This window comes from Deinococcus planocerae (assembly GCF_002869765.1).
Classification (GTDB): domain Bacteria; phylum Deinococcota; class Deinococci; order Deinococcales; family Deinococcaceae; genus Deinococcus; species Deinococcus planocerae.
On record NZ_PNOR01000010.1, the window covers coordinates 14,350 to 38,181 of the forward strand.

Annotated in this window: 14 protein-coding genes and 1 pseudogene; 2 read left to right on the top strand and 13 right to left on the bottom strand. The window is 64.3% G+C overall.

What is annotated here, in order from left to right; translation table 11 throughout:
- Window position 1: 1 nt before the first annotated feature.
- The 4 genes from A7B18_RS07365 to A7B18_RS07380 all read right to left on the bottom strand — a co-directional run bounded on the left by A7B18_RS07365 (window position 2) and on the right by A7B18_RS07380 (window position 5,764).
- Window positions 2-2,866 (bottom strand): class I SAM-dependent DNA methyltransferase, encoded by a 2,865-nt coding sequence (locus A7B18_RS07365; RefSeq protein ID WP_102126043.1) that lies wholly within the window; start codon window positions 2,864-2,866, stop codon window positions 2-4.
- A gap of 54 nt (window positions 2,867-2,920) precedes the next feature.
- Window positions 2,921-3,856 (bottom strand): DNA polymerase III, encoded by a 936-nt coding sequence (locus A7B18_RS07370; RefSeq protein ID WP_102126044.1) that lies wholly within the window; start codon window positions 3,854-3,856, stop codon window positions 2,921-2,923.
- A gap of 67 nt (window positions 3,857-3,923) precedes the next feature.
- Complete coding sequence (locus A7B18_RS07375) at window positions 3,924-4,676, bottom strand: metallophosphoesterase family protein (protein WP_102126045.1); 753 nt, start codon at window positions 4,674-4,676, stop codon at window positions 3,924-3,926.
- 56 nt (window positions 4,677-4,732) lie between these two features.
- Window positions 4,733-5,764 carry a S66 family peptidase gene (locus tag A7B18_RS07380; protein ID WP_102126046.1) on the bottom strand — a complete coding sequence of 344 codons (1,032 nt, stop codon included), beginning with the start codon at window positions 5,762-5,764 and terminating at the stop codon, window positions 4,733-4,735.
- Between the two features lie 566 nt (window positions 5,765-6,330).
- On the opposite strand from A7B18_RS07380, the gene A7B18_RS07390 reads away from it, so the two are divergent.
- The gene (locus tag A7B18_RS07390) at window positions 6,331-7,104 is read left to right on the top strand and encodes an IS982 family transposase (RefSeq protein ID WP_102126048.1); all 774 of its coding nucleotides are present in this window, start codon (window positions 6,331-6,333) and stop codon (window positions 7,102-7,104) included.
- 65 nt (window positions 7,105-7,169) lie between these two features.
- Window positions 7,170-7,418, top strand: a pseudogene (locus A7B18_RS07395) (transposase); the annotation flags it as partial.
- A gap of 46 nt (window positions 7,419-7,464) precedes the next feature.
- On the opposite strand, the gene A7B18_RS21325 reads toward A7B18_RS07395, so the two are convergent.
- The 9 genes from A7B18_RS21325 to A7B18_RS07435 form a co-directional block, all read right to left on the bottom strand.
- Entirely contained in the window at window positions 7,465-8,124 is a 660-nt protein-coding gene (locus tag A7B18_RS21325; protein WP_146009482.1) for a hypothetical protein, read from the bottom strand.
- A 73-nt stretch (window positions 8,125-8,197) separates the two neighbouring features.
- On the bottom strand, window positions 8,198-9,388 hold the full coding sequence (locus A7B18_RS07400; protein ID WP_102126049.1) for a cysteine desulfurase family protein: 1,191 nt from the start codon (window positions 9,386-9,388) through the stop codon (window positions 8,198-8,200).
- Window positions 9,385-10,881 (bottom strand): BREX system Lon protease-like protein BrxL, encoded by a 1,497-nt coding sequence (gene brxL / locus A7B18_RS07405; protein WP_219722098.1) that lies wholly within the window; start codon window positions 10,879-10,881, stop codon window positions 9,385-9,387. Before brxL ends, A7B18_RS07400 begins: the two co-directional genes overlap by 4 nt.
- Window positions 10,878-13,019: a hypothetical protein gene (locus A7B18_RS07410; protein WP_102126050.1), complete on the bottom strand. Its 2,142-nt coding sequence runs from the start codon at window positions 13,017-13,019 to the stop codon at window positions 10,878-10,880. The genes brxL and A7B18_RS07410 overlap by 4 nt, the downstream gene beginning before the upstream one ends.
- On the bottom strand, window positions 13,016-18,259 hold the full coding sequence (locus tag A7B18_RS07415) for a coiled-coil domain-containing protein (protein WP_102126051.1): 5,244 nt from the start codon (window positions 18,257-18,259) through the stop codon (window positions 13,016-13,018). The genes A7B18_RS07410 and A7B18_RS07415 overlap by 4 nt, the downstream gene beginning before the upstream one ends.
- Window positions 18,260-18,326: 67 nt before the next feature.
- A complete protein-coding gene (locus tag A7B18_RS07420; protein ID WP_102126052.1) occupies window positions 18,327-18,854 on the bottom strand; it encodes a hypothetical protein in 528 nt (175 codons plus the stop codon).
- Window positions 18,841-19,587 carry a DUF4007 family protein gene (locus A7B18_RS07425; protein ID WP_102126053.1) on the bottom strand — a complete coding sequence of 249 codons (747 nt, stop codon included), beginning with the start codon at window positions 19,585-19,587 and terminating at the stop codon, window positions 18,841-18,843. The genes A7B18_RS07420 and A7B18_RS07425 overlap by 14 nt, the downstream gene beginning before the upstream one ends.
- Window positions 19,588-19,643: 56 nt before the next feature.
- Window positions 19,644-20,453: a phosphoadenosine phosphosulfate reductase domain-containing protein gene (locus tag A7B18_RS07430; protein ID WP_102126054.1), complete on the bottom strand. Its 810-nt coding sequence runs from the start codon at window positions 20,451-20,453 to the stop codon at window positions 19,644-19,646.
- Window positions 20,454-20,514: 61 nt separating this feature from the next.
- On the bottom strand, window positions 20,515-23,799 hold the full coding sequence (locus A7B18_RS07435; RefSeq protein ID WP_146009483.1) for a hypothetical protein: 3,285 nt from the start codon (window positions 23,797-23,799) through the stop codon (window positions 20,515-20,517).
- Between the last annotated feature and the right edge of the window lie 33 nt (window positions 23,800-23,832).

Consider the following 23,832-nt stretch of genomic DNA (forward strand, 5'->3'; position numbering starts at 1 on the left):
CTTAGCCCAGGGGCCGCACCGCGTCCGCCGTCGTGAAGTCCGCCGCGTTCAGGCCAGCGGGCAGGCCCGGCCCCACGATGGCCGCCCCCCGCGCCTCCGCCGCCGCCAGTTCCGCGTTCAGGGCCAGCAGGAAGGCCAGCACGTCCGCGCCCGCGGGCATTCCATATGCCGCCCGCACCGCCGCGTCCAGCCGTTCCTGCGCGTCCCGCAAAGGGTTCTTGCCCGGCGTGTCCAGCGTGCGGTACAGGTCGCGCAGGCTCCAGCCCTGGCGCTTCATCACCTCGTTGCGCAGCCCGCGCAGCGCCACCGCCGCCTCCGCCACCGCCCGCACCTGCTCAGATGTGGGGGATTGAGGCCAGGGGAAGGAGTCGAAGACGGTATCGGAGGTGTAGCGGAAGTCCCCCTTCATCGTCGAGCTACGGGCTTTGAGCCATTCCCAGTGCATCGAGGATTGCAGGACTCCGAACGAATAATCATCGGACAGTGGAAAGACGATCAGCGCGGCATTCGGGCGAATCTCCGAGGAGACGAACTCGAAGATCGGACGCTTCGTGACCTGACCGCAGGCGACGTAACGGGGCAGGGACGCGATTTTCTCAATGAGTTCGCCGCGCCCGTAGGACAGCAGCCACCACTGATTCAGGAAATTGCGGTGGTGCTTGTTCGTCTTGGCCTTCGGATTGACGGCCACAACCTCGGCGTTGCGCTGTTCCTCCTCGGCGGCGGCGGCCTCTCTCGCTGGCAAGACTTCGCGTTCGACCCGTGTAAATGGCAGCTTGTAGGCTCTGGCGGCGAACACGTCACGCGGCTGGAAATCAATGACGTAGCGGCTGGGATGCGGTGGGGCGGTGCTCAACAACTCGTCTGCCGTCAGGTACGGAAAGATGACCTCGGCATTCTTGCGGTCGGCGTTCATCATCTGCCCGACCTCCAAGCCGTCCAGCAGAAAACCCTTGTGGCCGTGTGTCTGGCCCTGGTAGCACGCGCCGCTGCGGGCGTTGACGCTCAACCTCTGCGCGGCGGTCACGTCGGTTCCGGCAGAGAGGGCGGAGTTGATGACGGGCACGTCCACGCTCTGCCACGGGCTGTCGCGGCGGTCTCCTACCTGCCAGCTCAGGTGCTTGGGCCCCGGCTGCGGACCCCGGACCCAGTTGACGATGCTGACGTGAACGGCGGCGTCCCCGCTCCAGACCTGGCTGCTCACGGCGTCGGTGAGGGTGCCGCCGTGCGCGGTGACGTAATCCAGGCCGCCCACGCGGCTGTCGTTCTGGCGGATGGTGTTCGTGCCGACCAGCCCGGCCCGCTGGCCTTCTTCCAGGTGGTCGTGCGCCCGGCGAATCCAGTAGACGCAGTAGTCGGCGCGGCCCGGCACGTCGGGGTAGGCGGCGCGCAGCTTGCGGACGTAGGCCGGGCCCATCTCGCGCTGAAGTTTGTTCTTGCTCTGAAAGGGCGGGTTGCCGACGACGGCGTTCACGCGCGGCCAGGGGGTAAAGAGGGCGTCGCCCTGCACGATGCGGTCGTCGAGGTTGTCCAGCGGGAGCGGCTGGTCGAAGTCCAGGCCGGTGTTGCCCAGCAGGCCCTGCATCTCGCGGATGGCGAGTTCCTTGGCGAGCGTGAGGGTCACCTTGGCGAGTTCCGCGCCGAAAGGGTCGTACTCCAGCCCGTGCATCTGCCGGATGCTGACGCGGCCAGGCGGCAGCGGCGTGCCCGGCGCGGACAGGTCCCGCAGCCGCAGCAGGGCGCGGGCCTCCAGACGGCGCAGCTCCCGGTACGCGACATACAGAAAATTGCCGCTGCCGCACGCGGGGTCGAGGACGTGGAACGAGGCGAGTTCGTCCAGCAGGCCGCGCAGTTCCTTTTGCGTGCCCGCGGCATCAATCCGCGTCTGAAACGGCGTGACGACCGTGGGCAGCACGACGCGCATGATGTCGGCTTCACTGGTGTAGTGCGCGCCTCTGGCGTGCCGGTCGGCCTTGCCCATGCTGCTCTGGAACAGCACCCCGAAAATCTGCGGCTGAATCCGCGCCCAGTTGTTCTCCAACGCGGCCCGGTGCAGGAGGTGCAGCTCGTCTCGGTTCAGTTCGATGGGGTCCACGACGCTGAACAGCCCGCCGTTGAAGTACGGGATGGGGGCGAAGCGGCCTCCGCGCGCCCGTTCCCTCGTGTTCATCTGCCGGAACAGCCCACCGAAGAGGTCGTAGCTGCTGGCCTTCCCCTGCCGCGCGTCGTCAGTCAGCTCGGTGAAAAAGCCGCGTGGGATCAGCTCGAAGTCCTCCGCGAACATCGCCATGACGCACTGGAGGAGGAACCGCTGGGCCCGGCCCCGGTCCTCGCCGCGCAGGATGACGCTGTTGAGCACCCGCGCCACGCTGTCGGCGGCCTCGCGGGTCACGTCCACCCGGTTGTTGCCGAACAGGGGCGGCCCCTCCTGCGGAAACAGGAAGTTCAGCACCGCGTAGCGTTCCGGCAGCTCGTCGATGCGCACGCGGTCCATCGGCTCGTCGAGCTGGGTGCCAAAGTCGTACACCCACAGCTCGTCGAAGTTGCACAGGACGGCGTAACGCGGCCTATCCGGCACCAGCCTCAACCAGTAGTCGAAGGCCTGCTGGTGGTGGTTCGCCAGGCCCTCGCCGCGCTTTTTCATTTCGATCAGCACGCGGGGTCGCCACACGAGGTCCGCGAACCTCTTGCCGCCGCCCTGTTTGGCGACGCGGTGTTCCAGCTCCGCGCCCGCTTCCTTGTACCCCGCGTGCCCGAACGCCTGGAACAGCCGGTCCAGGAAGACCTGACTCTCGCCCTTCTCGTCGCCCCGCAGGGTGCGCCAGTAGGCCACGAAGTCCTGCATCCGCCGCGCTGTTTCCGTCATGAACGTCCCAGAGCCTAGCTCAGCGGCGCGGCCCCGTGCGGCCCATCTTCTCCCCTACCCCAGCGCCTCCCGCAGCGCCAGCGCGAAGACCTGGAAGCTCAGGCCCGGGTTCGCGTACGCCTCCAGCGCCGACTGCAAGGCTTCGAGGGCGGTGTCGGCGCGGGCGCGGGCGTGGGGCGACTGGGTGCGCCAGACGAAGCGCAGGGCCTCGGGGTGCCACGCCGGGTCCCAGCGTTTCTCCAGATGCGCGGCGCCCTCCAGGGCCTGCCACATGCCCGCGCCGACCGCCCGGGTGAACTCGGCGGCGCCCTCCAGCGCCGCGCGCACGGCCTCCCGCTCGGCGAGGACCCCGGCCCGCCCGGCGGCGAAGGCGACGAGATCGGGGTCGGGCGCCTCCCCACCGAGGGCGAGGCCGCGCTCGATGGCCCGGTCGGCGGCGGGTGCCACGCTCAGGCGGGCGCTGCGGCTCACGATGGTGGGGATCACCGCGCGCACGTCCTCGGCGAGAAAGACGAAGAGGGCGCCGTGCGGGGGCTCCTCCACGAGCTTGAGGAGCGCGTTCGCCGCCTCCTGCCCCAGATGCTCGGCCCCGTCCACGATCACCACCCGGCGGCGGAAGGTGGGCCGGACCTCCAGAAACTCGAAGACGTGCGTCTCGTACTCGCGGCCCGAGTCCCGCCCCTCCAGGATCGCGCCGATGGGAATGAGCTTTCGCCGCGCCGTCTTGCCCGTCGCCGTGGTGGTGCGCGGCTCGACGACGAGGAGGTCGGGGTGCGCCCCCGCCGCGAAAGCGAGGCACGAGGGACACGTCCCGCAGCCCTCCCCGTACATGCCGCGCGTGCCCGTGCAGTTGTGCTGGGCGGCAACCGCCAGGGCCACGTCCCGCTTGCCCACCCGGGCGGGCCCGGTGAGCAGCAGGGCGTTGCCCCCGAACACGCCCGTCTGTTCGAGGAGCGGGCCGTGGAGGAGGGCGGCGGGGGGAAGGGTCATGGGTGGGACGCGGGGGGACGCAGCCTGTCCCGCGTCCCGCCCACCGCGCACCGCATCCCGCCCCCCATCACTTCCCTATCGCCAGCCGCGCCGCGAGGACCTGGGGCAGCCCGGCCTCCAGCGCCGCCTCCTGGGTGCGGGCGACGTCGTAGGGAACGCGGAAGACCTCGAAGTAGGCCCGCTCGGTGTCGAAGACGGCGTAGCTCGCGCGGGGATTGCCGTCCCGCGGCTGGCCGACGCTGCCGGGGTTGAGGATCACGCGGGCGCCGGGCGGGACGAGGTAGCCTCCACCCTCCGGGAAGCCCTGGAACTTGACCCACTCGCCGACCGGGGCGTTGAGGGTGGCGTACACCCCGGGGATGTGGGTGTGGCCCACGAAGCCGAGGCGCCCCCCCCACCCCGCAAAGGCCTCGCGGGCGGCGGTCACCGAGTCGATGTACTCGTCGCGGCTCAGGGGCGAGCCGTGGCGGTAGCGGGCGCCGACCTCCGGGTCGTCGATGCCGTCGCGCCAGGTGCGGATCATGTTGAGGTCGCGCCCGGAGAGGCGTTCGAGCTGCCAGCGCAGGGCGACCGAGACGACGCTCTCGCGGGGCAGGCGGCGCCCGTCCGCGTAGTCGAGGAGCATCCCGTCGTGGTTGCCCAGCACGCACACGGCCCCCGCGTCGCGCAGGGTCTGGAGCACCTCCGCCGGGTGGGGACCGTAGCCCACCGCGTCGCCGAGGTGGACGACCCGCTCGAAGCGCCGGGCGGCGGCGTCGCGCAAGACCGCCTCCAGGGCGGCGTGGTTGGCGTGGATGTCGGAGAGCAGCAGCAGCCGCACCGCGCCATCATAGCGGCTCGGCACGCGCCCAGACGGTCGGGAGGAGGGCACTGCTCTCAGGGCGTGACCGTCACCCGCCCCGCCAGAGGGTCGAGCCGGGCCACACCGCCCAGGGGCAGGGTGAGCTGCGGGCTGGTGTGCCCGAAGTCCACGTTCGCCACCACCGGAAGGTCGGCGCGGCCCGCCTCGGCGAGCACGCGGCGCACCCAGCGGGAGAGGTCTTCTACCATCTCCGGTGTGTAGCCGCGCGGGCGGGCGAGCATCAGCCCGGCGGCCCCAGCGAGGATGCCCTGCGCCGCGTAGTTGCGCAGCCAGTAGCCCACCTGCGCGGGCGGGGGCACGTCCTCGCTCGTCTCCAGGGCGAGGACCGCGCCGCGCCAGAGGTCGGGGGCAGGCCAGCCCGGCGTGCCGTTGAGCATGTCGAGCACCTCCAGGCAGCCGCCCATCAGGTGCCCCTCGGCGGGCGCCTCACCTTGCAGCCACACCCAGCCGTCGCCGGGCTGGAAGGGACGGCGGACCTCCTGCAAGCTCTCGTCCCCCCACTCCTGCCGAAATTCCGTCCACTCGGGGGCGGGCGCGAGGTCGAAGGGGCGCGGTTCCTCCACCAGCGCCCGCCGCAGCCCCTCCAGGGCGAAGGGGTGCATTCCGCCGTTCTCCGCGAGGTCGGTGAGGAGGGACGGGCCGTAATACGCCCTCACGCCCGCCCGCAGGAACTGGGTCAGGGGGATCGTCGTGTCGCTGTAGCCGAGGAACGCCTTGGGGTGGGTATGGATCAGCCCCGGGTCGAGGAAGGGCAGGAGCCGCACCGAGTCGTCCCCGCCGATGATGCTGACCATGCCGTGAATGTTAGGGTTTCGCAGCGCCCAGTGCAGGTCGTCGGCGCGGGCCTGGGGGTTCTCGGCCAGGTACTCCGGGCCGCGCAGGGCGTTCGGGGCGGGCACGACCTCCCAGCCGAGGGTGTCGGCGACCTGCCGCACGCCCGCGTGGTAGCGGCCCATCACCTCCGTGACGAAGCCGCTGCTCAGGCTGAGCGCCGCGACGCGGGAACCGGGAACGAGGCGGGGCGGGCGGATGAAGTGGGGATTCACCCGGCCAGGGTAAGGAAGGCGCGGCGGGCGGGGATGCGCCGGGTGGCCTATCTCGTAAATACTTCTGACGGGAGAAGACGGCCTATTGCTCGCTCGCACCGCCCGCGTAGGGAACAGGCTGCTCTACACATTTCATCACCGCCCGGAGAGCCTGGTGGTACTTCCGCAGCATTTCCGGTCCGTATTGGTCAGCGTGGGTGTTGACCTTCATTTCGCTGACGATCACAACCCCGTCATAGGAACGGTCAGAGCCGAAGAGCGAAGCCCGCCAAAGCTCCTTTAGCTCTGTCAGCTCCTTGCGGAAAGCTACGTCCTGCCTTAGCACACCACCCCTTGTAAGACGGGAAAAAGTCTTTAACTCTGTCCGCCCCCCACCGCGTCTAGGCTGAGCCTACTCAGCCTCCTCCATAATAAAACTCTTTACTTCTCCTCCTCCTCGCGCAGCCCGTCCCAAGAATAAAGTTCTTTACTCCGGCGGCAGCGGTGGACCCGGGCTGGAGACGCCGTTTAGGGCCTAGGTACGGAGGGGCAAAACGGCGTGCTGAGCGCGTAAAAAGGGGGACGATATGGCTAGATATCGTCCCCGTCACAGTCTAGGCCGCCGGGCGGCCATCCGTCACTTCTACCGTTGGACCCGTCGGCACTTCAGCACCCAGAAGAGCTGCGCCCACCAGAAAATCACAGACGCCTGGCTGCTGGCGTTGCTGCTCAGCCGGTTCGTGTTCAAGATGCCCTACGCTTCGATCTGGTGGAGTTTGCTGAGGGAAGACCGTGCCGGTCTTCCCTCGTACACCCAGGCGTACACGCGCAGCCTGCGGCTCCTGGCACGTCTCGAAGGCTTGGCGAAAACCGCAGAACACTTGGCTGAGGTCATCATCGACTCCATGCCCCTCCCGATTTGCCGTCCCAAACGCACGAAACGCTGCGCGTTTTTGGGAGCGCGGTGGGGGTATGGAACCCAGGGTGACTTCTATGGCTACAAATTGCATGCCTGGGTGACTGCGGCGGGAAAGGTCGTCCAGTACGTCCTGCGACCTGCTCACCTCCACGACGTGACGGTGGGCTACGAGTTGAACCAGCAGTGGGCGGCGTGTGGGGGTCCGAAAGTCATCGGGGACAAGGGCGATGCTGCGCTGGGCTTCGTGTTTCCCCCCAAGAAGAACACGCGCTATGACACGGGGTGGCGGGACTCCCGCCACCCCGCACTTCGCAGACGCATCGAAACCGTCTTCTCCCAACTGGTTGCCGGGCAGATTCGCTCCGTTCAAGCCAAGACTCTCCCAGGCTTGCGGCTGCGCGTCGTCCTGGCCGTACTCGCCCATAACCTCACCAGGCCCTAACAGGACTTTGTCAGTCAGGGGCGGCTGAGCGCCGCCCCTGGCCGTGGTGACCGATCCTGGCAGGCGTGCCCGTCCCCCACAACTGGCAGCGGTCGTTTTCCGACTTCCTGTCTCCTTGTCTGAAAATCTTCGACCATCCCAAGCAGCGCACCTGCCTCCCCAGATACGTTCGGGGCCTGCTCGCCCCTCTGGAACGAAAGAGCACTGAGCCCATTGCCGAGCATGTCGGGCAGCCGTATCAAAGCCTCCACCACTTCCTGAACGTTAGTCCCTGGGCCACCGACCCGCTTGAACGCCTCCTGAGTTCATCCGCCAGCTTCTAGCGTAGCTAAAACAAGGCTTTTGGCAAAGTTTACTTACTCAAGGCACGTCCCAAACTGAGAAAGGTAGCTCAAGAGTACGTATATGAAACTCGATGAATCGGTCTATAAATGCAACAATAAGCAATGCCATACCTATGTATATTATTGTACTGAATGGGTATATCAGTGTTCTATCTAATATTATACTGATTACGGTACATAGCGCCGTAAGTAACATAACAATCAAGAGCGATGAGGCCAGACCTATGTTAAGTAAGGATATGAATCTAAACCTCCTAGTAAGGTAATTGTCCTCTGTAGATACCCGACTCAGGATGTAATTTCTGAGTCTGAACATACCCGCACTGTCCTCTGCTTCAATTTCGAGACGTGACGCCAGCGCTCTAATTTTGCTCCTTAAGAAGATCTTTTTGGCGATCTCCTTGTCATCAAACTTTTTTCTTAAATTACCACTCAACTTTAAAAGTCTTATAATCACCTTTGAAAATGAGGAGGTGGCGTATCCTAAAACGTACATAATCGTCACTATGCACAACCATGTTGCACTAGAGATGTTAATATTTAATGCATAGTATGGGAGTATTGACGGATTAAACAGATGTATTATGCCAATTAAAAGTACTCCTCCTGGAATTATGTTCCCTATAATATCAAGGAAAAATCTTTCTACTGCGGATATCGCCTTTTCAAGATCCATAGCCAATCTCCACTCTTCATGGGTAGATTTGTTTAAAAGTCTATTAATAATGGCAGAGGGATGACGCCTCCCTTTACTCCACCTCAGCCAGTTGCCGCAACCTTGTCGCCGCCTGCGCTACCTCTTCGGTCGCTACCCCAAAACCCTGAGATGTAGTCCAGCGTCCTATGCTGAGGCGGAAGGTGGCTTCAGCGTCCTCGCGCGCCAGACCAAGGGCCAAGAGGACATAGGAAGGTTCCAGCGCACCCGAATTACAGGCGGAGCCCAAGCTGAGGGCCAGGTGGGGCAGGTTTGCCAGCAGAGCATCCGCTTCGACGCCCCGAACCGTCACGCTACTGGTATTGGGAAGCCTTTGGATGGGGTGTCCGTTGAAGGCGATGTCTGGCAATCTTTGTCGCAGCTCCGTCTCGAAGGCATCCCGGAGTACAGAGAACCGTTCTGCTTCGCTGGCCCCTTCCGTTCCAAGGATGTGGCACGCCGCTCCGAAACCCACAATGGCCGGAACATTCTGGGTCCCCGCCCGCAGGTTGGCTTCCTGCCCACCTCCCCGTGTCAGGGGGTTGAGGCGTCCCTGCCGGATTGCCCGCCGCGCGATGAGCGCCCCCGCCCCCTTTGGGCCGTACATCTTGTGGCTGCTGAAAGCCAGCAGGTCGATAGGCAGGCGCTGCCATTCCAGTGGAACACGGCCCACCGCCTGTGTGGCATCGCAGTGGAAGAAGGCCCCTGCCTCCTGCGTCATCTCCGTAATCTCAGCGAGGGGTTGCACCGTCCCCACCTCGCTATTGGCGGCCTGAATGGAGACGAGCAGCGTCTCTGGGGTGAGGAGATGTTCCAGCGCCTCCAAATCCACGATGCCTGTGCGGTCCACTGGGACGTACTGCACGTCAAACCCTGCCTGGGCCAGCTCCCGGCACGGTTCCAACACCGCCTTGTGTTCGGTCAATGACGTGATGATCCGGCGCCTCCCATCGCCGTTTGCTAGCGCCGCCCGCGCGACGCCGTACAGGGCAAGGTTGTTGCTCTCGGTGGCGCCGGAGGTGAACACCACGTCCCGGGGGTTGGCCGAGACCAGCCCAGCCACCCGCTCCCGTGCCCGCTCCAATACGTCAGCCGCCCGCCTGCCCGGACTATGGGTTCCGCTGGAAGGGTTGGCAAAGTCAGCCGTGAAGTAGGGCAACATTTCTTCGACGACACGCGGGTCACAGGGTGTAGTGGCGTTGTAATCGAGGTAAATAGTCTCGTTCGAAGTCGCCGGGCTGCTCATACTTTCGCCTGGGAAATACGCAGTTCATATTGCCGGTACTCGCCATCGAGGGCGTACAGTTCGTTCCATATACCCTGACGCAATTGAATGGCGGGCTTGAGGCAGTACCGGTAAAAGTCGGCTGGTTCGACTTCTCCATGCGGGAATTGAATCTTCATCAGACCCGCCGCAATGGCTCGTACCGACTCCTCGTTGCGGCGGTATGGCTTGTCGCCCCCCAGTTGCACAGCCTTGGCGCTGAAACTCTCGGCGCTCAGGTCCTCACGCAGGGCGATGAGCGCGTCCCCGAAAAAGTCGGACTTAAGGCCGACGGTCAGCAGAGAGTCGTTGCCGATCAGCAACTTGGAACTCAGCTTCGGCAGCTCCCAGCCGGGGATCAGGGCTTTGATACGGTCGAGAAAGGCAGTCTCGCGCAGGAATTTGGGAAGTTCTTCCACCAAAGACGCCTTCACTGGGTTTTGCTGGTCATCCAGCGTGATGTTCGCCAGCATCACAAAGCCGCAATCGCTGGCCGTTTCATGCAGCCCGCCGCGGGTGAGCTTGCCGTTGGCGAGGTAGCCCTTGAGCCCGCCCACGATCTCCTCCGGCTGCTCGAACCGGGCAGTCTGCACCTCGTCGAGCACGACTACCTTGAAGCGGGCCAGAATGCCCCAGGTTCCACTGGCGTTGTTGACGAACAAAACGGCTGGCGAAACGTTGCCGCCGCTAATGAGGCGCACCTTGGGACTGATGTTCTCGTAGGTGAAGCTCTTGCCGGTGCCCTTGGGGGCCAGCTCTAGCATGTGCATATTCTTCTGCACCAGCGGGAGCAGGCGGCACAGCAGCCAGGTCTGCTGTTCCTCGGAAAAGGCGGCGGGATCAAAACCCAGCGTAGTGAGCAGGAGTGCCCGCCATTCATGCAGGGTGAATTTCTTGCGAGCTTCCTTGAACAGGGGCAGGTTGACCATGGCCTGCATCGGCTTAAAGGACAACACAGCCACGCCATCTTTCAACGCGCCCAGTTCCACCACGCCCCACATCCCCTGGCGCAGCAGGTCAGGATGCTCCTCCAGCAAAGCGTCAGAGATGTAAGCGTCGGAAATTCCTAGCAGGCTGAGTTGTGCGAGCCGTTCGGGTTCCTTGCCCTTTTTGAGCTGGATTTCGGCTTGCAGGGGGGTCAACACCTTGACCGTCTGTCCCTGCGCCAGCTTGTGCTTGATGATGTGTTGCTCACTGGGGCCAGGAATCACCCGCGCCGCCCACTCCAGCACCCTGGTCGCCTCTCCCTGGCTAAGTTCGCCTTGGCCGGGCACGACGCTCTCCAACACCCACTCGGCCACGTAAGCAGGAATGCCGCGCTTATTCAACTGGCTGGCGGGCAGGCGTCGCTTGTCGATGGCGAGCGAGCGAAAGACCTCGGTCACCTTGGCATTGAGATGCTTCAGGGCCTCAGCATCCAGAGCACCTACCGGAGACGGGCTCAAAGGTTGGGGGGCAAAGTCAGTGTTTGTCACAGCAGGTCATCCAGGATATTGGTGGTGGGGGTATACAATTCTTCCGTCTTCAGGGCCACTCCTGCGTCAACAGACTGCGCCGCCCCCTGCCCCGCCTGCACCGCGAGTTTAAGGGTCAGAGTGGGCAGATCGGCGGACCTGGGCCAATCCGTCAGGAGAATAGTCCGCTCGGTAACGTCATGGGCCGGAAGTGTCCAACCGGCGAGAGCGCCCAGCCGTAGGGCTAGCGTTCCTGAGGCGCCAGTCACCGTCAAGGGCAGCGCGTTGGGGTTGATGGCCCGGAGAGTCAGTGTGCCGGGCTGTTCCGCCTCGCCCTTGCCGGAAATTTCGAAGGTTGGCAGGCGGAAGTCGAGGTCACGCGCGTAAACAGCCCAGGGAATCAGCACCTCTTCGGGGGTGATGCCGCCATGTGGGCAGACGACGTGCCCCGTAGCACCGGACACCGTGCGAAAGGTCTGGTCGTTCCACATCACCGCCGCGTCCTGAGTCATGCCGAAGGTGGTCCGGCCCAGCAGGGCGTACTCCTCGCCGATCTCGAACCCTTGGGCAGGAATGGTATCCCACTGCCCGAAGGCCGCCCGCCCCTCTGGGGTGAAGTGGTCGGGCGGGGTCACCGTTCGTTCGGACTCCAGCAACAGGCGGCCATGATCGGTAGTGATGATCAACTGAGCCGGAACGTCCGCAGGGATGGCTTCGAGCATGAGACCTAGGAGCCGCCGTGCCAGCCCAAGCAGCGTGACATCCGCTGTAGTGCGGGCCTCGTCCAGGGTTTGGGCCTCGTGGTAGAGCTTGTCGGTCTTGACATAGTTCCAGAACACGATGTCACCGGGTTGACCTGCTTCCAGCGCCGCCCTCACCTTGCCCTCCTGGGTGAAGGACGGTCCCAGGGGAGGCCCCTGCTCGCTCAGCGTGGGAGCCACCCCCCGTTGCAGCGCGGGCTTGGCCTGGTGCGTAATGGTGGGCAGGGCGGGAAAGGCAATCTGGCTTCCCAGGTCGCTCAGCCGCTGTCCCGTGTCCTGCTGCGCCAGGTGACGCTGCAAAGTGGCGAGGTCTTGCAGGCTGAGGCCGTCGCAGATCGCTACCAGGGTCAGGCGGGGACTCTCCCGCAGGGCGGCGCTGCGTTGCCACACCAGCCACTCGGCCTGGGTTCCACCGTTGAGGGCCTTGGCGTACACCGTGAGGAAGCGTTCCGCGAACTCCTGCTGAATGGGGAGGAGGGCCCGCTGATCCGCCTTCTTCGAGACTCGGTATGGCAGATACTCCCGCTGCATCCAGCTCGCCCACGCATCAGGCTGTTCAGGTGGTGAGGCGGGCAGGGTGGCCGGTAGGTCACCCAGCAGCTTGTCGTAGGCGTCGGTCGGCAGGAACTCGCGCAGGCGTTGGACGGCGCTCAGGGTCAAGGCCGCGGGGTGTTGCCGCAACCAATTTGCGGCGTTGACAGCTCCTATCCCTAGCACCTCAACGGCGGCCCCTTCCGCCTGCCAGCGCGAGAAGGCATCAAAGCCATGCTCTGCAACGCCGGTCGCCACACGCTGCCGTACCAATTCCTGTACGGGTCCCCGTAGCGGCAGGGGAAAGGGCACCGGCCAGCGGTACGCACTCCCTCGCAGGCCCAGCCAGTCCAGCAGCAGCGGCTCCACTTCATTCTGTGGGGCGGCATAGGCTGTCTGCCAAGTGGATGGAGCCATTTCTGCCACCGTGCTGCCAACCTGCGTGAGAGCCAGTTGCAACTCCGGTGGCGCTTCCAGGCGCAACTGCAACCACTCGGCAGCGTGTTCGGCGCTCCCCAGCGGCCTGCCGCCTGCGAGGTGAGCCACAACTGCGGCCATGTTCCCGCTCAGATAAGCATCCTGACCCAATTCGGGCCAACGTTGCAGCAGCACCTTAGCCGGAGCGGCGCCGAGTCCGGGGGCCAGGTGTTGGAGTTTCACCGCCGCCGAGTACACCTTGGTGCAGGCCACCCCACGACCAACGGCGAAGGTCTCCGCCCAATGGGCGAGGGACGCCCCGTGAATGAGCAGCGGCTCTCCGGCCAGGGCCTGCCGCAGAAACTCCGCCTCGGTGCCGACACTCTGGGCGCCTTGCTGTTCCGCGTCTCCGGTGAGGTCCACGTGGTACTGCACCCGCTGGGAGGTCATGGTGTTTCCGCCAGCAACAGACTTTGCAGCCGCTGGAGCAGGGCGGTGCGGCGCTGCGGCGACTCAATTTTCTCGAACAGGGTTTCGATCTGAAGCGCCTGGTCTTCTTCCAGTCTGGCTTGCAGACTGTGACGCAGGGCGGTCAGACGGTCTTCCTCCGACCCGTCCAGGAAGGGGTGAGGTTGCGCCAGCTCGCCCTCAAGCTGCGCGAGGCCCTTGCCGGTCAACGTCGGCAACTTCTGCTCACGCTCGGTCAGCCAGGCGGCGGCTTCCCCGTGTTTGGCCTGCACCTTGGTTCTCAAGGCGTTGCCCTGCGCTTCAAGCTGTTCCCGCTGCCTCTCCGACCAGAGGGGCAGGGTCAGCATGGCCCCGTACTCCCGCAGCACCTCCTGTGCCTCCGAACTGTTGCGCCAGGTAGCTTTACCGAGGGCCGCCGCGTCGGAGAGCCCCCGCCGCAGTTCGTGCCGCCGCCCCTCCAGGTCCTCCAGTTGCCGTGCTAGGGATTCGGGTAGGCCAGCGCGGGGAACACGGCTGAAGTCCAGCTTCTCCAGGTCACCCACGGTCAGGGCTGCCGACAGCTTGGTGTCGTACCCCTCCAGCTCCTGTTCGAGCTTGCCCACCTGCTCCCCGAAGAGCTGACAGGTGCGTGCCACGTCCTGCTCCAACACACCACGCTGCCGGGCGGAGAGAACAGGCTCGTCCAGCAGTTGTTCCTGCTCGGCCTGACGCTCCAGTAATTCGCGCAGGCGGGTGGAGGGGCTGACCCGCAGGTCACCTGCCCGCCGGAGGACCCGGATGAGGTCACCCAATTGACGGGCCAACGAGCCAAGCACTTCCTGTTGCGGGCTGCCCGCGAAGGCCGCCTCGTGGCGGGTGACTTCCTTTGCAAGCCCTTCGACGGCCCGTAGGTCGGTGGCGTCGGCAGCCTGCGCCTGCCACGTCTGTGGGAGACTGCCCAGGCGTGCGAGTTCGGCTTCTATCGCGCCGCGCTTCTTCATTGCCGCCTCGCTGACCTTGCCGGAGAGCAGCGGGAGATTGCCCAACTCTTCCAGGCTGCCCTGGAGGGTCGTCAGGCTGCCCGACTGCGGGAGGGAGGCCAGCAGTTTAAGCTGTTGCTCTTCCTGGGCGACGGCATCAAGCTGCGAGCGCAGGGCGGAGCGCAAGTCACTCAGGGCGGTCCGTCCCACCTCGTTCAGGAAACGTGGGGCCATGTCCAGGGCCTGCTCCAGCCCCTTGGTGTTGCCCGAGGAAAACTGCTGTTGCTGCTGCCGGAGCCACTCCGTCGCCTTGTCCTCCAGGTTTTGGTGCTGCTGCTCCAGCTTGGTCAGGGCCACGTCGAGCTGGGCGCATTGCTCGGCATTCAGGACGCCCTGGTGTTCCTGTCTCAACGCTTCCAGGGCCGCGCGGCGGTGTTCTACGTCCGCAGGCTCGTGGAGTGACGGCGCGCTGCTCAGCCCACCGAAGTAGCGGGTCAGGGCATCGGCGCGGTTTTGAAGTTCGGCAAGCCGCTCAGCCTCCTCCGTCCCTTCGTACAGGGAGCTTCCCGCCACTAGCTCCTTGCCTAGCTTGCCCGCCGCTCCAGCATCCAGCACCGTTTCCAGGGCTGTTTCCCAGGAGGGCAGTCTGCCCTCTAAACCCGCAATCGCCTGCTTGAGCTGCGAATACTTCTCTTCGGAGAGGGCATAGGCTCTGTCAGACTTCAATTCAAGGGTTCGGAGAGCGTCCAGGCTGTCTCGCAGCGCCGCCAAATTCCCCTTCACCGAAATGTTGCTGACGAGCTTAAGTTCGGCGGCTTCAGCTTGGCTGGCTTCCAGTGCCTGCCTGGCTCCAGCCAGAGTTTGCAGGGCAGCGTCGGCCTGCGCCTTCAATTCAGGGAGACCAAGTTGGTACAGCGCGTCGGAAAGGCTCTTCAGGGCAGCGGCGCGCAAGGAATACTGGGAAATATCCTGAAGTTGCGTGTGCTGCTTGATTTCTGCTGCGGTCAGGCTGGCAGCGTGTTTGAGCAACCGTTCCTGAAGCTGCTCGATGGTGGGTTTGTCGGATTGCACCACGCTCAGGCCAGGGAAGCCTGTTTTGAGGTTGTCGGCCAGTGGCTTGATCTGCGTGACAGTGCGGGCCTGACTGAGCCTGGCCTCAAACGTGTCGGCGGTCTTGTCATAGGCGGCCTGCTTGTCCAGTCCCAGTTGCAGCTTGGCGATCGCCCCGTCGATCTGCTCCAGGTAGTCCGCGTCGTAGCGTGGGTTGTTGTCCTTAAACTCCTGAAGCGTGTTGATCCCGCGCTTGACCTCGGCAGCAGTGAACGAGCCGCCCTTCAGTTGCGCTAAGACCTCTCCTACCTTGGCCTTTTCCCCTGCGATGTCCTTGCGGTGGATTTGCACCCCGGACATCGCCTTCAAAAACATGCCCGGATTTTTAAAGGCTTCTTTGGCACCGGGAGCCGGACGACTGAGCTTGCCCACGCCGCTGATGGCGATAGCGTCCCGGTTGCGGCCTATCCAGGCGGCGAAGAGCAGCGCCAGGGTGTTCTGGTCATAGCCATAGGGAGGTTGCAACAGCTCCAACAGCACCTTGTCGGCGTAAGCACTCCTGATCCTGGGGGAGAAGGTCCCCTCAACGCGGTCCCAAGCGGTCTTGACCCGGGTGAACTCCGGCTCCATCACCTGCTGCTGAAGGCTGACAATCTTCCAGTCTTTTTGCAGGAGCTTGACCACCTCGCCGGGTACCTTCGCGCCCGCCGACCACTTCACCTGATCGAGACTGTTATCCAGCAACTCGTAGATCACATCCACCGTGGCCCGGGTCAGATTCACGGTGCTCTGCTTGTACTGCGTGAAGAAGCTATCGGGGTGATGCGGGTAGGCGAGGTCGTACACCACCTTGAGTGCCTCGCCCACCCGGTTCGCCATCCCGGGGCGCAGCCGCGCGTCGAGGGCCTGCTGCATGGCTGGGGGAGCGACCATCACGCTGCCCGTCCGCAGCCCGTCCAGCCCTTTGGTGACCTTGCTGCTCAAGCTCTGTTCCAGCTCGCCTAAGGCGCTCTCGCCCACCTTTGGCCGGGCGGTGTTCTTGAACAGGGCTTCGTTCAGCAGCGCCAGCTTCAGCAGGTTGGTGTGCAGCTCGGCGTGGGCCTCTCGCGGCACCAGGAAGAGAAGCGGGGCGGCGTGGTCTTTTTCCGACTGGGAGAGCAGGTGCTTTATTTTTTCGACGGCCTCGTCGGCTTCCTTCTGGGTCTTGGGAACCACCAACACCACGACGCCGCGCGCCTCGGGGGGGCTGTCGATGGGTACGGCGTACTTGTTCCGCAACGCGGTCAGCAGGTCCTGCTTGAGCGCGCTGACGGGGACCATCACCTCCTTCGCCGCCCAGTCGTCCGGGTGTCCCCAGGAGATGTCAACGGGGTATGGCTTGCCCAGATTTAGGCTATTGACCGGGTTGGTGCCGCCGCTGAACTGCTCAAAGAGCTGGGCCAGCTTCTTGTCTTCCTCGCGCTTGGCTATGGTCTCGTTCAGGAGGCGGTCGAGGTCCTGGGCGCCGCTGGAGCCGATGTTGAAGGAATACGTCTTGTTGGCCGAGTCATAGCGGATGTAATGCTGTTCTTCCAACGTCCGCAGGGTGCGCCCGGCCTGCCCCTCCTCCAGGCCCGTCAGGTTGGCGATCACCGCCGCGTAGCCCCCGGCCTGCTTGGTCGGCAACTCGGCCACGTCGAGGAGCAGCATGGCCTTGAGCACTTCCTGTTGCTCGCCCGTCAGGTCGGGCTTGATAACGTTCTTGAAATTCTTGTACTTGTCCTCGCCCAGTGCTTCTCCGAAGTAATCCACCAGGCGGGTGGGCAGGACCCAGTTGGGCTGACCGCTCTGGGTGAGGGCGGGCTCCCGAAAGCGCGGCATCACGTCCCCCCGCTCGTCTTGAAGAAAGCCCAGGACTGAGCGCACGGTGCCCGACGAGTGCAGGGTCACGCTGGACAGGAAGGCGGTGGTCAGCGGGTGCAGCGGAAAGCACTGCTTAGCAACCTTGTTGAGGATGGTCTTCAGGTCCCAACTGAGCTGCTTAGGGCCGTAGCGATCCGCGAACAGGAGCCGTGCCGTATCGCTGGCCTCGCTAACCGTGATCCCCACCCTGGGGTCGCCCATGAACTGCTGCCAGGCCGCATCGTTGGTCTTGAGGACACCTCCCAACACGTCCTCAAGCATGGTCTGCATCCTGTGGCGGTTGGGCTCGGGGATGCGGTTGAGTTCCTTGATGAGTTCCTCGCCGCCGCCATAGCGGTTGGCTATAACCACCGGATCGTGCTGCGAGAGTCCCACGAACAGCGCCTTCCCGCGCGCCGAAGCGTGCCCCACCCCGCTCAGCAACTCCTGAAGGGGTGCGCCTACCGGGTTGTTCTGCCCGTAGTCCTGCACAAAGCGGCTGAACTCGTCAAACAGGATGAGCAGCCCACCGAAGGGTTTGCCCGGCCCGCAAAGGTCTTTGACAATCCACTCCACCGCGTCGTTGAGTGCCGTCTCGCCACCCAGATTCGGCTCGATACCGTGAACAGCCCGGAAGGCCCCCACCGCAAGCTGGTACGCGCCCGAGCGCCGCTCCCCGATCTCCTGCCGTAGGCTGGGCAGGTCGCGTCCGTGCCCAGTCAGAAAAGCGTTCGCGGTCACCGCATCAGTCGGGTTCTTGCCCAGGCGCTCCAGCAGCTCGTCGGCCTTGTCGAACCAGAAGGGCGGCTGAAAGGTCTGCTCTCCCCCATGTCCGCTCAGGGCACGGTCCAGCGCCTGAAAGAAAGCGTCGCGCAGGCTGCCGGGGCGGTCCCCCCGCAGGATCAGCACCAGGAAGGGGGCCTTGGCCTCGTTGGCGCGGAAGTCGCGGAACACCTGTGCCTCGTCTTGCGGCAGCGCGTGCTCCAGCTTGTGCAGCACCGTTTCCAGTTCCTGCGAGCCGCGCGGTGCCCCGAAATAATTGGCGAGCGCCAGCCCCAGGTGGCTCTTGCCGTGACCGTACGTTGCCATGAACACGAAGCGGTTGTCGCCCGTCGCCCCAATCGCCGTGACGCTCTGATGCAGCAGCCGCAGCAGGTCCGCCGTCCCCTTGCGCTCCGTGTGGCCCCCAGTACCGCGTGTGAACATGAATCGCTGCATGAGGTCACGGTTGAACGCCGCGTTGTCGTAGAACGTGGAGAGCTGCACGTCGCTGACGAACTGCGTGGTGGTGTCTGGCTGGGCGATGTCGCGGATGCTGAGCGGGGGGGTCATGGCTGGGGTGAGTTCCTTTCCGTCTTCATGGGGGCAGCGAGGGGGGAGGAGGGCGGGCTTGTCTGTGTTACGACGGCCAGTGGGCCAGACGGCCCGCCGCCCGCCACGCTGCTTGCTCGTGGTCGTCGGGAAGCACCGCCGCCGCCCCGGGGAGGGCCAGGAGCACGGCGCGGGGGCGTTTGCTGAAGGTGCCGAACAGAAAGGTCCAGAAGATGCGCCGCTCCGCCGGGGTCAGCGCCGAGAGCGGCAGGTCGAACACCGACACCAGCAGCGTTCGGTACGGGTGGGGTTCCTGGCACAGGGCGTCCAGTTCCTCGATCAGCCGCTGGACTGAGTACATCAGGAAGTTCTGGCCGGGCGCCAGCCGCCCCACCTTCCACGCCTGGTAGTTCACGTGGGCCGCCCCCAGGCGCACCGCCACCTCGCCCTCGCGGCCCAGCCAATTGTGGGGCAGCAGCAGCAGCCCCGTCCGGGTGTACAACCCGCGCCCATTCAGGCGGGACACGACCTCGCGCGCCTCAGCGGTGGGGTTGGTCTCGCCACTTTCCTCCGAAGGCAGCTCAGCAGGTAGCCAGTCGGCGTCATTCGGCGGCATAGATGCCTCCCAGCAACTTCTCGGGGGCGGGGGGACGGGTCACCTGGTACGGCGGGGCCGCCATCCACAGTTCCAACAGTCCCCGACGTGCCAGTTGCCGCAGGGCGCGGTTCACATCGAACGACCCCATTAGGAACAAGCTGCCCAGGCCGCCCGGTTCGCCCAGGTCATCCAGCGTGCAGGTCTGCTGCGCCCCCAGTTGCCCCTGCCAGTAGTGAGACAGCGCGTAGGCGAACACCCCGACAGGCGGCGACTCCGGCGACCTGAAGGTGTAGTCGCCCCCTGCCTCCTCCATGATTTCCAGCGGCCCCAGGGCGTCTGTTTTCGTGTAGCTGCCCAGGAAGATGGTCGCCGTACTCTCGATCCCCCGGTCCTTGAGCGCCGCGCCGGAGTCTTCGCGTACGCTGCGGTCAATCTCGGCCACCACCTCGCCTTTGCGAAAGGGCTGGGGCAGGTGCGGTAGTCGCAGGATCAGGTCATGCCAAAAGCGCGGGCCAGGGCCATGCGGGGCGCACAGGTGGTAGTGCATGAGCCACTGCGTCGCCGAGAGGGAAAGGGATGGGTCATGCTCTAGGACGTGTTCTCCAAGGGCTGTAAGGTTGGTGTTTCCAAATTGGATCAAGCCACACGCGCGGGCGTAGCGAGGCATTGACTCTAAATAGATAGTTCCAAGGTTAGTCGCCTCCCGTAACTCCTCTAACGTCGCGCCAGCATTTGCCAAAATTGCGGCCATAGCAGGCCGATTAACAGCGAAGCTCCTGTGAAAGGTCAAACCTTCCACGCGAGGGCTTACAACTGGCAAATTAGACACCCTTCTTCAGCATCTTCCTCAAGAACGCTGATGAGGCTGGCGTTCGGATCAGAACGTTTGGCCCAAGTCTGCCGCCTTGCGAACTCGTCCTTAATCTGTTGCACTCGTTCGGGTTGTGCCAGCTCTCTCAGGCTTTCTCTGCTGTTCCAAGTGTACCGTTCGCCAGTTACCTCGTCGGCCTTCTCAAACTTTTCGGCCTCCCAAAATAGGTCCTCGTGCTTTTCTAATAGACCAACCCACTCAATTCTTTGTTGGTAGAAACAAAAGTAACAGCCCGAACGGGAACGCCATTGGTAATACTCAGGAATGCCGAGTCCGCTTTCCTCAAGCATTTGGTAAACGTCAGCTTTTCTAATGCTCTCTTCCTTGAAAGGATAAACCGCCTTGATGTTCGGCTTTGTCGAAATGTAGCCGGTTCTGTAGCCCTCATCAGCCCTAAGAGCAACATAACTTATGACCTCATCATTTCCCACTTCTTGTTCAAACGGAAGTATTTTCAAATACTGTGTACACCATCTAGACTGCGGTGATGGCAGATACCCATTGCGGGCTTTCAGCAAATCGGTGAAACCATAGCGGTTATTCTTTAAGTATTTTATCTCTTTACCCAAGTATGCTTGTAGGCGTTCTAAATAATCGTATGTCTCCTTTAACTCCTCCCCAGTGTCGCAAAAAACGTATTCCATCTGGGGAACTCTATCCCTCATGTAAATGGCGAGAGCCGTGCTGTCTTTCCCGCCCGAGAGGGACAGGATGTGGCGCGGCTCTGCGGTGGGGCGCTCTGGCATAGGCCCAGCGTACTGTAAGGCTGGGCGGCTTCGGGCCGCACATCATACACAGAGGCCTGGCTTAGCCCTCCAGTTCCTGGAGGAGTTTCAGGAGGGCCAGGCGCAGGGCGTCTTTCTGCTGCGGGCTGAGGTCACGACGGCCCAGCTCCAAGGTTTCGCGGACCTGCTGGGCATAGCCTTCGCTGCTTTGCTCCACTTCCGGGCTGGTGTACCCCAGTTGGCTGGCAACGACCGTGTAGGTCTGGGCGAGGGCCTGAGCCTGGGTGGGGAAACGCTCGGCGTCGGCGTCCGTCCAAGAGCGCGGGGAGCGGCCCGCGACGAGGGCCAGGACGCCATCGAGGACGGAGGATTGATCGCCCGCTACACTTAGCCGCTTGACGAGCGGGATCAGCGAGTTGGGCAGAGGCCGGTCCTGAAGCCGACTCGCCTGCTCGATCAAGCCCTCCCACCCCTGGTCCGTGTCGGGAAACCCGAGGGCGGTGAGGAGGAGGGTGCGCGCCTGCTGAGTTTGCCGTGGGGCGTGCCCATTCCAGATGGTGTTGGCAGCGTTGAGGGCGTCGAAGAACGCCTCGATCTGTTCGGGCGGGGTGGGCTCGTCGGTGATGGACTCCAAGCCCAGGGCGGCGGGGATGTCGGCGAACAGGAGTTGCTCGGGGCTGCGGGCCTGGTTAAAGGTTTCGCGCAGGCGCAGCACCTCTTCTGGAAGCTGCCGGGTGCGCCAGGAGGTCTCGGGGAGACTCCTGACCCCGCGAATCAGGGCGCGGACGACGGGAACCAGGGCGGCTTCGGTGCGGTAGCCCCTCGCCAGGCGGTGGATGACATCCGCCCGCCCACCCCTGAGCCGACTGCCCATGACAGCGAACAACTCGGGGCGGCGCGCAAGGACTTCAAAGTCAGCGATCCCAGGCTCGGGCTCGAAGCGGCCCTCCCGGTAAAAGCTGACCTCGGTGGGGTGCGCCTCCATGAAGGTGGCGAGCAGCACCGGCTGTAAGCCCTCGGTCACGCCGTAGGGCGGTGCTGCCAGCAGGCCAAAGAGGCGGCCAACATTGAAGGGCTCCTCAGCCCCGAAGATGGTGGACGCAATGGCCTGCCACGCTGGGCGAAGGTTGGTGTGGTGCTCCGCTGGGGGATCGGTGAAGTGCCAGGCGCCCTCTTCCTCGTCGGGGTTGACGGGAACGTGGAGCTTGGTTTCCCGCAGGACACTCTCGTACATGCTGCGCTCGGGCGGGAAATACTCGGGGTCTAGGCCCAGCAGTGGTTCTCCCGCCGAGGAGAGCATCAACCCCATCAGCTTGTTGCGCGCCGCAGCGGCAGCCGAGGAGAGGGTCCGCCGGTTGACCAGTTCGTTCTGCACCCGGGGAGAGTCGTGGTACACCTCGTCGAGGACTCCCGAGAGGAGTTGAACGGCCTGCCGGGGCGTGCGAATATCCAGCGCCTTGCCCTCATACCAGTACGCGGCCTCACTACCAATAGGAGCAGGGCGTGGGTCGAGAAGCTGTTCGACAGCACCCGCCAGCACCGCCTCCAGGTGGGCGAGGCGTTCAGCCACCTCGCGGCGAGCCACGCGGTCGTCGCGGAGTTCCGGCGTGTTTTCCTTGAGCCAGTGCAGGGCGCGGACTTCGATGGCCGCCTCGCGCAATGTGTGGAGCTGCTGCGGGATAACCACGATGAGTTCAGGGCGGTCTGCCACTTCCGGCTCCTGGGCCCACTGTGCGAAGGTGTCCGCCTGCTCCACGGTGCCGGGCAAAGCACACAGCAGCAGCCCCTCCCCACCACTGTCGGTTCGCAGGGTGGCGGGGGGACGCGGCGCGTCCGCATAGTGGACCTCGAAGTAGCGGAGGGTCCCTGTGTCGAAGGAATGGCGCCGGGCCACTAGCGGGCGGCGCGGGAGGTGCCGCTCCAAGATTTCGGAGAGGGCGAGGCTAGCGCCAACGGTGCGGCGACCCTCCTCCAGCCGCTCCTCAATGTCGATGTCACTGCCCTCCCACACCCGGTAGGTGTGGTTGAAGCGGCGATAGGTAATGAGCGATTTGTCCTGCAAGCGTTGCAGACTGGCCCGCACCTCGGGGTCCTCGGGCACATCCCTCAGCGCCACACAGATCAGCTCATACGTGGCGCTAAGGGCACCCATGTCACTGAGGACCCCCAATAGGCCGACAGTCTTGAGCAGCTCAACATCCAGCGGTGTCAAACCGGGCTCGCGCTCCAGCGCGTCCAGCACCTCAAGCCAGCGGCGGGCGAACGCCTGCCGAGACAGACTGGAGAGGAGGTTGACGTTGAAGTAGTCGAACAGGTCGGGGAGCCGAACGAGGTCCTGGCGCTCCCGCCACTGTTGCGGGATGGCGTGCGGCTCGCCGCTCAGCAAGTATGCGAAGAGGGAACGCTCATTCTGCGCGAACCGCCGAAACACGTAGGGCAGTGCCAGGAGGGCCGCAGGGTGAACCGGAGCCGCCTCTGAGGCCAGCGAGACGAACTCCAGGGGAGGAATAGACTTCGGGGCCTGCGCCAACTCCGTAAGGGCCTGTGCGGCGGACTGGGCCCGCGCCCGCACGGCTGAACTCGGCGGCGGTGAAAGAACCCCGAGTGCCTGAGCGGCCAGCCTCATCTGCTGCTCGGGCGGCTCCAAGAAGGGAACGTCCTCGAAGCGGCCCTGAACCTTCCCCCACTCCTTGCGAGCCGAAGCCAGCAGGTGCTCGCCGTACTGTTGAAACCCCTGGTGGAGGACCCCCACGAAGAGCAGTGGTGTCTCCCCACTCCGAACTGCGACCTCCGCCAGTTCTTGCAGGAGGTAGAGATCGTCGCCGCCATACCGCGCCTCGTGCTCCAGCCCCTTGCCCAGCTCGTCGAACAAGATGACCAGCCCGCCGAAGCCCGCCTCCACCGCCTGCTCCTGGAGGGCGGCCACGTAGTTCAACATCCTGCGGGAGTCCATCCCGTCGTGAGCCGAGCCCAGAACGGAAGCGAGTTCGGCGACGAGGGTCTCAGCTCCGGCCAACTCCTGCGCCGCTTGCTGTAATCCTTCCAGCAGGGACACACTCAAACGCGCACGTCGCAGGGTCAGGGCGACTGGGAGAAGCGGCTTGACCAACACCTGCTGCACGTCTCTCGCCAGCAGACCGTCCACCTGGGACAGCATTCGCCAAGCCTCGCCACCGGGCTCCTGAACCAACCGCGAGAGGAAGAGGGCGAACGCCGACTTCCCCGTCCCATACGGCCCCGTTAGGGTCAGGGCCCGCGCCGCTCCATCGACCCTCAGGGCTGTGACGATTCGCCGCAGTACCTTCCGAACTTCGGGCGTAATGATGTAGCCCTGCAATGCCTTGCTGCTGTGAATGTCCTGTTCCAACCGAACAGAACGTAGGAACCGGGCGGCTGGGAG